Annotated in this window: 11 protein-coding genes; 5 read left to right on the top strand and 6 right to left on the bottom strand. The window is 66.2% G+C overall.

All coding sequences use genetic code 11. The annotated features are described in order from the left end of the window. Positions 1-39: 39 nt before the first annotated feature. The gene (gene chvE, locus LXM94_RS02750) at positions 40-1113 is read right to left on the bottom strand and encodes a multiple monosaccharide ABC transporter substrate-binding protein (RefSeq protein ID WP_235769617.1); all 1074 of its coding nucleotides are present in this window, start codon (positions 1111-1113) and stop codon (positions 40-42) included. Between the two features lie 276 nt (positions 1114-1389). On the opposite strand from chvE, the gene LXM94_RS02745 reads away from it, so the two are divergent. Both LXM94_RS02745 and LXM94_RS02740 read left to right on the top strand, forming a co-directional pair. Further along, positions 1390-2394: a LysR family transcriptional regulator gene (locus tag LXM94_RS02745; protein ID WP_235769616.1), complete on the top strand. Its 1005-nt coding sequence runs from the start codon at positions 1390-1392 to the stop codon at positions 2392-2394. Between the two features lie 22 nt (positions 2395-2416). Continuing rightward, positions 2417-2908, top strand: coding sequence for a hypothetical protein (locus LXM94_RS02740; protein ID WP_235769615.1), 492 nt, complete (start codon positions 2417-2419; stop codon positions 2906-2908). Positions 2909-2910: 2 nt separating this feature from the next. Here LXM94_RS02740 and LXM94_RS02735 read toward each other — a convergent pair whose 3' ends face one another. The 5 genes from LXM94_RS02735 to LXM94_RS02715 form a co-directional block, all read right to left on the bottom strand. After that, positions 2911-3135, bottom strand: coding sequence for a hypothetical protein (locus LXM94_RS02735; RefSeq protein WP_235769614.1), 225 nt, complete (start codon positions 3133-3135; stop codon positions 2911-2913). A gap of 121 nt (positions 3136-3256) precedes the next feature. Next, positions 3257-4051, bottom strand: a complete 795-nt coding sequence (locus LXM94_RS02730; protein WP_235769613.1) for a 3-methyl-2-oxobutanoate hydroxymethyltransferase — start codon at positions 4049-4051, stop codon at positions 3257-3259. A 16-nt stretch (positions 4052-4067) separates the two neighbouring features. Further along, positions 4068-5291 (bottom strand): NAD(P)/FAD-dependent oxidoreductase, encoded by a 1224-nt coding sequence (locus LXM94_RS02725; protein ID WP_235769612.1) that lies wholly within the window; start codon positions 5289-5291, stop codon positions 4068-4070. Between the two features lie 10 nt (positions 5292-5301). Further along, complete coding sequence (locus tag LXM94_RS02720) at positions 5302-5619, bottom strand: MocE family 2Fe-2S type ferredoxin (protein WP_235769611.1); 318 nt, start codon at positions 5617-5619, stop codon at positions 5302-5304. A gap of 53 nt (positions 5620-5672) precedes the next feature. Beyond that, the gene (locus LXM94_RS02715; RefSeq protein WP_235769610.1) at positions 5673-6758 is read right to left on the bottom strand and encodes a fatty acid desaturase family protein; all 1086 of its coding nucleotides are present in this window, start codon (positions 6756-6758) and stop codon (positions 5673-5675) included. A 162-nt stretch (positions 6759-6920) separates the two neighbouring features. Between LXM94_RS02715 and LXM94_RS02710 the strand changes: the two genes are divergently transcribed. The 3 genes from LXM94_RS02710 (at position 6921) to LXM94_RS02700 (ending at position 10092) form a co-directional block, all read left to right on the top strand. Further along, a complete protein-coding gene (locus LXM94_RS02710; protein WP_235769609.1) occupies positions 6921-7952 on the top strand; it encodes a LacI family DNA-binding transcriptional regulator in 1032 nt (343 codons plus the stop codon). Positions 7953-8114: 162 nt separating this feature from the next. Continuing rightward, positions 8115-8927: a TIM barrel protein gene (locus LXM94_RS02705; protein ID WP_235769608.1), complete on the top strand. Its 813-nt coding sequence runs from the start codon at positions 8115-8117 to the stop codon at positions 8925-8927. Positions 8928-9162: 235 nt separating this feature from the next. After that, a complete protein-coding gene (locus tag LXM94_RS02700) occupies positions 9163-10092 on the top strand; it encodes a sugar ABC transporter substrate-binding protein (protein ID WP_235769607.1) in 930 nt (309 codons plus the stop codon). Positions 10093-10154: the final 62 nt, after the last annotated feature.

The following is a 10154-nucleotide window of genomic DNA, read 5'->3' as shown; positions in this document are numbered from 1 at the left end:
GGGGTCCGCGCAAGCGCGGACCCCGCGATGAAGGACGGATCAGTTGTTGATCTGGTCTTCGGTGTAGTAGGCCGCGCCCGTGACGAGGATTTCCTTGGCATTGGACTTGTCGACGGAAACCGGCTTCAGCAGGTAGGACGGAACGACCTTGACGCCATTGTCGTAGGTCTTGGTGTCGTTCACTTCCGGCTCCTTGCCTTCCATGATCGCGTTGACCATGCTGACGGCGACCTTGGCGAGTTCGCGCGTGTCCTTGAAGACCGTCGAATGCTGCTCGTCAGCGAGGATCGACTTGACCGACGGCAGTTCCGCGTCCTGGCCGGTGACGATCGGCATCGCCATGTCGCCGGAGCCGTAGCCGACACCCTTGAGCGCCGACAGAATGCCGATGGAGAGACCGTCATAGGGCGACAGAACGCCATCGACGCGACCATCCGTGTAGGTCGACGACAGCAGGTTTTCCATGCGGGCCTGAGCGACCGCGCCGTCCCAGCGCAGCGTGCCGACGGTTTCCATGCCCATCTGGCCGGACTTCACGGCGATCTCGCCGCTGTCGATCAGCGGCTGGAGGACCGACATCGCGCCGTCATAGAAGAAGAAGGCGTTGTTGTCGTCCGGCGAACCACCGAAGAGCTCGACGTTCCACGGCTTGGTGTCCGGGAACTTCGCCTTCAGACCCTCAACGAGGCTGGTGGCCTGCAGAACGCCGACCTGGAAGTTGTCGAAGGTGGCATAGTAGTCGACATTGCCCGAGTCGCGGATCAGGCGGTCATAGGCGATGACCTTGACGCCCGCATCGACAGACTTCTGCAGGATGTCCGACAGCGTCGTGCCGTCGATCGCCGCGATGACGAGAACCTTGGCACCCTTGGTGACCATGTTTTCGATCTGGGCGAGCTGGTTCGGGATGTCGTCGTCAGCGAACTGCAGGTCCGGGGTATAACCGGCTTCCTGGAACAGCTTTTCCATCGTCTCGCCGTCCGAAATCCAGCGGGTCGAGGTCTTGGTGGGCATGGAAATGCCGACCATGCCCTTGTCCTGGGCGAAGGACGGCGCCACGAACGACGCGACGCTGAGCGCAGCGGCGGCGAGAAGCGAAGTGATGAGTTTCATAGAATGGTCTCTCCCTTGTAGTGCTGCGGCCCCGCCGTTGCGACCGGGCCATGATCAGTGCTTCGCGGCCCGCTTTCGCAGACGACGGCCTCCAATGGAGGAAAAGGATATCGATACCCCTCCCGGCCTCACACTCCCTAGGGCGCGAGCGCACTTCGGCGCAACCTCTACCGAATGGCCATAACTGTCAAATACAATAAACTTCTAAAGGCATACCATTTTCGGTATAGTTTGGCGGAAAGATATGATTTTTCGCTCAACGGACAGGATTCCGCCATGCAGGCTCCGGAAAACCAGCCTTTTTCGCCCTCCGAGGAGACGAGCGGGGACCAGCTCGGCCTCGGTCTGCTGCGCGCCGGGCTGAAGCTCAGCCACCTGCGCATGATCGTCGCGATCGAGGACCACAAGCAGATCAGCGCGGCGGCCAATGCCCTCAATATCTCGCAGCCGGCCGCCTCGCGCATGCTGACGGAAATGGAGACGATCCTCAAGTCGCAGCTCTGCGAACGGGTGTCGCGCGGTGTGGCGCTGACAGCCTTCGGCCGCGCCTTCGCCAGGCGGGCGCGGGCGATCCTGCTCGAACTGCGCGAGGTGGACCGCGAGATCAGCGCACTGCGTTCCGGCGTCGGGGGCACCGTCTTTCTCGGCAGCGTCACGGCACCGGCGATCAGCCTGGCAGTCCCGGCGATCGAACAGGTCAGCGCCGCCTATCCGGGCCTCGAGGTCAATGTCCGCGTCGAAACGAGCAACGTGCTCGCCCGCGAACTGCTCGCCGCCCGCCACGATTTCATCATCGCCCGCGTGCCGGAGGAAATGAGCCCGCGTCAGTTCGACGTGCGCGAGATCGGCATCGAGAAGGCCTGCCTCATCGTGCGCAAGGGTCATCCGCTGACCATGAAGCCGGTGGTCTCGCTCGCCGACCTGCCGGGCTACGACTGGGTGTTCCAGCCGCCCGGCACGCTTCTGCGCCGCCGCATCGAAGAGCTCTTCATCGCCGCCGGCGTGGCGCTGCCGACCACGGTCGTCAACACCTCGTCGATCCTGCTCACCGTCGCGATCGTCTGCGGCTCGAACGCCGTCGCGCCGGTCGCCCGCGACATGGCGGATTTTATCGCCGAAAACGGCGCCGAGGCCGGCAATATCCGCATCCTGCAGACGGATTTCGAGATCGACCTGAAGCCCTACAGCCTCATTTCGGTGAAGGGACGGGCGCTGCCGCCGAGCGCCAAACTGCTCTATGATCTGATTCTCCAGAGAAGCCGCATGCTGCCCGCGGCCTGAGCGGCAGACCGGGATAGACGCGATGATCTTCGGCCAGTCCGTCTTCGAGACCGTCGTGGCGCGGCTTGCCGCCGAGGCGGCCGAGCGCGAGCCCGATGTCGACGGGCCCGCACCCTCGCCCTGGGCGCCGCCGGCCGGCCTTGCCGGCAGCATCGCCGCCGGAAAGGGCTTCGTTTTCGGCCGGCAGGCGGAGGCCGCCTATCTGGACATGGCCGGCGCGACGCGGGAGACCGGGCCCGAACCGGCCGAACCGCCTGCCGCTCCGCCGGAGCCGGAACTGCCGCCGCATCTCGCCCGCGTCAGTCCGCAGGACGTCGCCGAGGATCTCGCCCTAACCGGGCGCGAAAGTGCTGAGGAACTCGCCGGCCTGCGGCGCGCCTTCGCCCGCGCCAACCATCCCGACAGCGTCCATCCCCGCATGCGGGAAAACGCGACGATCCGCATGAAGATCGCCAACATGCTGATCGACGAAACGATGCGGCGGATCGCGGTCGAGCGGAAGCTGGGACTCTGAGGCTATTTGGCGTCGCCGTCGCGACCGGACCCGGCCTTCCCGCCGGACGGCTTGTAGAACAGCACGAGCTGGGCGAAGGCATAAGCCGACACGACGAGGAAGATCGTGCCCCAGGTCTGCTCGCCATTGTAGAATTCAAGCGCCGTCCAGCCCGCGCAGAAGCCGACCAGCAAGAGCCGAACCCAGAGCGGCCTGTAGAACGGATGGTCGGGGTCGATGAATTTCATGCAGCGCTGCTCCCGGGCCGAACCGCGCCACCTCGCAGACGGCGCGTGCCGCCGCCGGCATCCCGCGGCGGCCACCGGCTTCATAGGCGGTTTTTCGCCGGCTGGGAACCGGCCGGCGCACTCAACCGGGCAGGGCATCGAGAAAAGCCCTCAGTTCCGCCGCTTCGATCGCGACGAGATGCGCCTTTTCCGGATAGGCGCCGGAGCGCACGTCGGCCGCATATTCGCGAAAGGCCGCGACGCGCTCCTGCTGCAGCCGCTCGAACTCGGCGGCGAAATTGCGGTAGACCCTGGCGTGGCGGGGATAATGGCCGCGGTTCTGGCCGAGCACGTCCTCGGCGAAGAGATATTGCGCATCGCAGCCCGTGCCGGCGCCCATCGACAGCATCAGCATCGAGGTCCGCTCGCTGATCGCGCCCGCCACCTCGCCCGGCACGACCTCGATTTCCGCGGCGAAGGCACCGGCCTCTTCCAGCGCCTTCACCTGCCGCCAGACGTCGAGCGCCGAGGCAGCCGTCTTGCCGACCGCGCGGAAGCCGCCGGTCCACGTCGCCTTCGACGGGATCAGCCCGACATGGCCGCAGACCGGGATCCCCTCCTCCCGCATGCGCCGGACAGTCGAAAGCCCCGCCGCGCAATAGACCGCATCGCCGCCGGCCCGCAACGCACCGAACGCGGCACGCAGATAGTCCTCCGCGGTGGCGAAGTCGCCGTATTCCAGCCCGGGAAAGGCGAAGACGGAGGGTGCCGCCTCGCGGAATTCCGGCCCGAGCAGCGCCGGCGGCACCGAGACGAGGTCGATCCCGGCCCGCTCCGCCGCCTCCGCCTCCTCGAGCGTCACGACACGCAGCATGGAAAGCTGGCGCTTGCCCTTCATCGCGAGAAGATCGGCGACGGTCGGTCTCATTTGCTTCATGGGATGTTCCTCCGCCTCAGGCTGCAAGCAGCGTCTTCAGTTTCGTCTCCGGCGCGGCGAGTGCCGCGGGGTCGGGACGGGCGCCCGCCGCGATCAGCATTTCCGCCAGCCGGATGTCGCGCGCGACGGCATTGCCGGGGCCGATGCCGCTCGCCGCGATCAGCCGCCCCTCCGCGTCGAGATGGAAGAGGATGAAGGCCTCCGCCGTACCGCGCCGCACGGTGGCGACCGCGCCGTCGGCAAGCCCGGCGACCTGCAGCGTCAGGTCGTACTGATCGGACCAGAACCAGGGGACCGCCGAGATCGTCTCGCCGCCGCCCAGCATCGCATCGGCAGCGAGCAGGCCCTGTTCCTGCGCGTTGCGCCAGGACTCGAGCCGCACGCGGCGTCCGCCATAGAGCGGCAGCGGAAAGGAGCAGCAGTCGCCGGCCGCGAAAATGTCCGGGTCGCTGGTCCGCAGCGCGGCGTCGACGGCGATGCCGTTGTCGACCGCAAGCCCCGCCGCTTCCGCCAGCTCGACATTCGGCACGGCGCCGATGCCGACAACGAGAAGGTCGGCCACCACGAGGGTACCGTCCGCAAGCACGATCCGGACCTCGCCAGCGCTTTCGGCGACCGCCTCGATCCGCGCATTGCAGCGGATGTCGACACCTTCCGCCGCATGGCGGGCCGCGACCGTCTCTGCGATCTCCATCGGTACGCCGCGCGAGAGGATGCGCGGCAGTCCCTCGAGGAGCGTCACCGACGCGTCGAGCCGTCGAGCGCTCGCAGCGAGTTCCAGGCCGATGAAGCCGCCGCCGAGGATCACCACGCGGCTGCCCGCGCGGAGATGCCGGCGGATCGCCTCGGCGTCGCCATGGCTCCGGAGCGACCGGATCCGTCCCTCGCCGCAGGCCATGCCCGGCAGGGCGCGCGGCCGCGCGCCGGTGGCGAGCAGAAGCTTGTCATAGCGAAGGACGCGGCCGTCGAAGAGCCTGACCGAGCGGTCGGCGCGATCGATCGCCTCGACGATCCGCCCGGTCAGCACGTCGATGCCGGCCGCCGCGTAACGCTCCGCCTCGGCGACGAGCTTCGGCCCGGCGCCGGCGACCAGCGCATCCTTCGAAAGCGGCGGCCGCTCGTAGGGCAGATGGGGTTCCGAGCCGATCAGCGTGATCGTGCCGTCGAAGCCGCGGTCGCGGAGCGCGAGTGCGGCGCGGGCGCCGCACTCGCCGGCGCCGACGATGACAAAGTTCGCCATGCGGCCCTCCTCAGGACAGTGCGATGAAGACGGTGCCGCCTTCGACCTTGACCGCGTAGGTCTTGAGATTGACGCAGACCGGGGCGCCCTTCGCCTCGCCGGTCCTGTAGCTGAAGCGGCCATTGTGCTTGGGACATTCGATGATACCGTCCATCACGAGCCCGTCGGCGAGGTGGACCTTCTCGTGCGTGCAGAGCCCGTCCGTCGCGTGATAGGTGTCCTCGGGGCTGCGGTAGACGGCAAAGGTGCGGCCGTCGTGATCGAAGCGGATCACGTCCTCCTCGTCGATGTCGTCTGCGCCGCAGACCTCGATCCAGGGTCCAGTCATGGGAATCTCCTCCGGTGTTTTCTTTGCGTCGCGCCGCGCTGCGGCCGCCTCGCCTATTCGGCCGCCTGCGCGACCGGCTCGGCGTGGAATTCTTCCTTGTAGGGCCTTGCCGTCGGCGGCAGTTCGCGCTTCAGAAAATAGTCCTCGTTGCGCAACTGGCGGAGGAAGGCGGGGATCATCTCGCGATAGCCGTGCCAGATCGACGGATTGGGCGCCGGCAGGTCGTGCCGGATCATCGCGTGCAGCTTCGGCAGCGCATGGTAGGGCACCATGGGGAACATGTGGTGCTCCACGTGATAGTTCATGTTCCAGTAGATGAAGCGGCTCACCGGGTTCATGTAGACCGTGCGGCTGTTCAGCCGGTGGTCGGTGACGTTGTCGGCAAGCCCGCCATGCTGCAGCAGCCCGGTCAGGACATGGTGCCAGGCGCCGTAGAGGCGCGGCAGGCCGATCAGCATCGCCGGCAGGATCGACCCGAGATAAAGACAGGCGGCGAGCGTCGCGGCATAGATCGCAAGCCAGATGCGGGCGACCCGGATCGCCTTCGGCTGCTCGGTCTCCGGAATGAATGTCTTCTCTTCCGCGCTGATGACGCCGGCGGCGTTGCGCAGCATGTCGATCATCGCGTGGCCCGCATCCAGCAGGCCGAAGAAATTGAGAACGAGCCGCAGGAGGTCCGGCGGACGCATGACGGCGATCTCCGGATCGCGGCCGACGATCACCGTGTCCGTGTGGTGGCGCGTGTGGCTCCAGCGCCAGGTCACCGGGTTGCGCATGATCATGAAGCAGGCGACCTGGTAGACGGCATCGTTCATCCACAGCGTCTTGAAGGCGGTGCCGTGGCCGCATTCGTGCCAGCGCGAATCGGAGGCCGAGCCGTAGAGCACGCCGTAGGCGAGGAAGAACGGCACGGCCGCCCAGGTGCCCCAGAAATAGATGCCGAGCGCGCCGGAAAGGGCGAGGCCGCCGAACCAGATCGCCGTGTCGCGGATCGCCGGCCCGTCGGAGCGCTTCATGAGCTCCTTCATCTCCTTGCGCGGGATGTCCGTGTGATACCATTCCGCTGCGGCAAGGCCGGTTTCGACGGCCGCCTGCGCATCGCGGCCGAGCAGGCTGTAATCCCTCTTTGTCGGCGTCATGCTTCCCTCCGGCAAGGCGCCCGCCGGGCGCTCGCATTGCATGCTGTTCGATGCCGAAAAGATACCGCCGGCGCTTGCTTCCATCAATGCATGCGTGATACAATCTATCAAAACATATCAAAAAACACACTCATCCATGATGCATTTCCGTCAGGAACAGCCATGTCGTCGAGGCCCACCATTACCGATCTCGCCAAGGCCGCCGGCGTCAGCGTGGCAACGGTGGACCGCGTTCTGAACGGGCGGCACCGGGTGCGGGAGGAAACGGCGCGCCGGGTCTACGATGCGGCGACGACGATCGGCTACCATGCCGTGGGGCTGCTGCGGCAGCGGGTCTTCGAGGACCTGCCGCAATACCGCCTCGGCTTCAGCTTCCAGCGGCCGAACCAGTTCTTCTACCAGAGCTTCGCCCGCGAGATCGAAGCGGCCTGCCATGCGGTGACGACCGCCCGCGTCATGGCGCAGGTCGAGTTCATCGCGGCACAAACGCCTGCGGCGATGACCGACATGCTGAAGCATCTCGCCGCCCGCAACCAGGCCCTTGCGGTGGTGGCACCCGACTATCCCGCCACCACCAACACGGTCTCGGAGCTGAGACAGCGCGGCATCCCGGTCTTCTGCCTGCTCTCCGACTTCGCCATGGGGGTCAGCCAGGGCTATATCGGGCTCAACAACCTGAAGGTCGGCCGCACCGCCGCCTGGATGATCGCCAAGGGGGCGAAGAAACCCGGCAAGGTGGCGATCTTCGTCGGCAGCCATCGCTTCCATGGCCACGAACTGCGCGAGATCGGCTTCCGCTCCTTCTTCCGCGAGAACGGGCCGGAGTTCGAGGTGCTCGATACGCTCGTCAACCTCGACACGAGCGAGATTACCCATGAGGCGACGGCCAACCTGCTCAACCAGCATCCCGACCTCATCGGCCTCTACGTGGCGGGCGGCGGCATGGAGGGTGCCATTTCGGCGATCCGCGAGGAGGGTTATGCCGGAAAGCTCCAGGTGATCGTCAACGAACTCACGCCGGAATCGCGCGCCGGCCTTGCCGACGACGTCGTCACCATGGCGATCAGCACCCCGCTTCCCGCGCTCTGCCGCGAGCTGGTCTCCCTGATGATCGCGACCATCGAAAGCGCCGCCACCGGCCCCTCGGGCCAGACATTCCTGCCGTTCGACATCTACACGCCGGAAAACATCTGACGGCATTCCTGAGAGAGTTCTTTCATAGGCGACGCCAATCCTCTCAGGGATGAAAGCCGTCCGTGCAATTTGACCTTTGACGTCCGGCAAACCCCTGCCCGATCCTCCCGCGCATACACGAGGCCGCCACGGTGGCGGCCTGCCCCAGGAGGAACCAACCGCATGCCGTCCCTGCCCTTCGCCCTCAACCACATGACCGCGCCCGGCCTGTCGCTTGACGCCTTCTTCGCGCTCGCCGCCTCGCTCGGCATCGGCTCCGTCGAGATCCGCAACGACCTCGACGGCAACGCGATCCTCGACGGCACGACGCCGGCGGAGGTGAAGGCGCTGGCGGAACGCCACGGCCTGGCGATCATCTCGATCAACGCGCTGCAGCGCTTCAACGAATGGTCGCCGGCCCGCGCCGACGAAGCGAGGGATCTCATCGCCTATGCCGCCGCCTGCGGCGCAAAGGCACTCGTGCTGGTGCCCAAGAACGACGGCACCGGAACCGCAGACGGCGAACGCCAGGCGAATCTGCGCGCCGCCCTCGCTGCCCTGAAACCGATGCTTCACGCCGCCGGCGTCGTCGGCCTCGTCGAGCCGCTCGGCTTCGAGATCTGCTCGCTCCGCTCCAAGCGCGAAGCAGCGGAAGCGATCGCCGCGATCGGCGGCGGAGCAACCTTCCGGCTGGTCCACGACACGTTCCACCATCATCTCGCCGGCGAACCGGAGTTGTTCCCCGCATTGACCGGCCTCGTCCACATCTCCGGAGTCGACGACCCGACCGTCAGCGTTTCCGACATGCGCGACCCGCACCGTGTGCTCGTCGGTGAGGGCGACCGGCTCGACAACGCCGGCCAGATCCGCGCCCTGCGCGCGCAAGGCTATGCCGGCCCGCTTTCCTTCGAACCCTTCGCACCCTCGGTACATGGTCTGGCAGACCCGCAAGCGGCAGTCGCCGCGAGCATGGCGTTCATCGCCGCGGCGGCCTGAAGCCGTCCCGCCGACCGGGTACGCGTCCATCTGTGAATTCTAGACGTCGGCAAATGGAACGGGCTTGACGTCTTGACGAGAAAATGGAATAAACATTCCGAAGAATGGAATTCGCGGTTTGTTTATTCTGTTTTGGCCCGAAGCATCCCGGGAGGAGCAAGGGCCGGCTGTCCGCAACGGGCAGCGATCCGGATAGTCAGGTGCCGCCGGACACCGCTTTGAGGAGGAGAAAGCAATGAAGAAATTTATCCTGAGCACGACCTTTGCCGCCATGATGGCAACGGCCGCCCATGCCGAGACGATCGGCGTTTCCATGGCTCTGTTCGACGACAACTTCCTGACCGTCCTGCGCAACGGCATGTCCGACTACGCCAAGACGCTCGACGGCGTCGAACTGCAGATCGAGGACGCCCAGAACGACGTCGCCAAGCAGCAGAGCCAGATCCAGAACTTCATCGCAGCCGGCGTCAGCGCGATCGTCGTCAACCCCGTCGACACCGACGCGACTGCCGCCATGTCGAAGCTCGCCGAGGAGGCGAAGATCCCGCTCGTCTACGTCAACCGCGAACCGGTCAACGTCAACGAACTGCCCGACAACCAGGCCTTCGTCGCGTCCAACGAACAGGAATCCGGCACGCTTGAAACCAAGGAAGTCTGCCGGCTGCTCGGCGGCAAGGGCAAGATCGTCGTCATGATGGGCGAGCTGTCCAACCAGGCCGCCCGCATGCGCACGCAGGACATCCATGACGTTCTCGCCACCGACGAATGCAAGGGTCTCGAAATCGTCGAGGAGCAGACGGCCAACTGGTCGCGAACCCAGGGCGCCGACCTGATGACCAACTGGCTCTCCGCCGGCCTCGAATTCGACGCCGTCGTCGCCAACAACGACGAAATGGCAATCGGCGCGATCCAGGCGCTGAAGGCTGCCGGCCGCGCCATGGACACCGTCGTCATCGGCGGCGTCGACGCCACCCAGGACGCGCTTGCGGCCATGGCTGCCGGTGACCTCGACGTGACGGTCTTCCAGGACGCCGCCGGCCAGGGCAAGGGTGCCGTCGACGCGGCCCTGAAGCTCGCCAAGGGCGAGGCTGTCGACCAGAAGGTCTACATCCCGTTCCAGCTCGTGACGCCTGCGAACCTCGCGGACTTCCAGACGAAGAACTGATCGGCCCTGCCCGATCGGCTGAAATGAGACTAGGGTAATGCTCAAGGAGACGCGCGCACGCC

The organism is Rhizobium alarense (genome assembly GCF_021555155.1).
Taxonomy (GTDB): Bacteria; Pseudomonadota; Alphaproteobacteria; order Rhizobiales; family Rhizobiaceae; genus Rhizobium_D; species Rhizobium_D alarense.
The sequence above is the reverse complement of the archived record's forward strand: the minus strand, read 5'-3'. Positions and strand labels throughout refer to the sequence as shown.

Coding starts and splice junctions, on each gene's coding strand:
- chvE (WP_235769617.1), bottom strand. CDS start 1,113: ATGAAACTCATCACTTCGCTTCTCGCCGCCGCTGCGCTCAGCGTCGCG.
- LXM94_RS02745 (WP_235769616.1), top strand. CDS start 1,390: ATGCAGGCTCCGGAAAACCAGCCTTTTTCGCCCTCCGAGGAGACGAGC.
- LXM94_RS02740 (WP_235769615.1), top strand. CDS start 2,417: ATGATCTTCGGCCAGTCCGTCTTCGAGACCGTCGTGGCGCGGCTTGCC.
- LXM94_RS02735 (WP_235769614.1), bottom strand. CDS start 3,135: ATGAAATTCATCGACCCCGACCATCCGTTCTACAGGCCGCTCTGGGTT.
- LXM94_RS02730 (WP_235769613.1), bottom strand. CDS start 4,051: ATGAAGCAAATGAGACCGACCGTCGCCGATCTTCTCGCGATGAAGGGC.
- LXM94_RS02725 (WP_235769612.1), bottom strand. CDS start 5,291: ATGGCGAACTTTGTCATCGTCGGCGCCGGCGAGTGCGGCGCCCGCGCC.
- LXM94_RS02720 (WP_235769611.1), bottom strand. CDS start 5,619: ATGACTGGACCCTGGATCGAGGTCTGCGGCGCAGACGACATCGACGAG.
- LXM94_RS02715 (WP_235769610.1), bottom strand. CDS start 6,758: ATGACGCCGACAAAGAGGGATTACAGCCTGCTCGGCCGCGATGCGCAG.
- LXM94_RS02710 (WP_235769609.1), top strand. CDS start 6,921: ATGTCGTCGAGGCCCACCATTACCGATCTCGCCAAGGCCGCCGGCGTC.
- LXM94_RS02705 (WP_235769608.1), top strand. CDS start 8,115: ATGCCGTCCCTGCCCTTCGCCCTCAACCACATGACCGCGCCCGGCCTG.
- LXM94_RS02700 (WP_235769607.1), top strand. CDS start 9,163: ATGAAGAAATTTATCCTGAGCACGACCTTTGCCGCCATGATGGCAACG.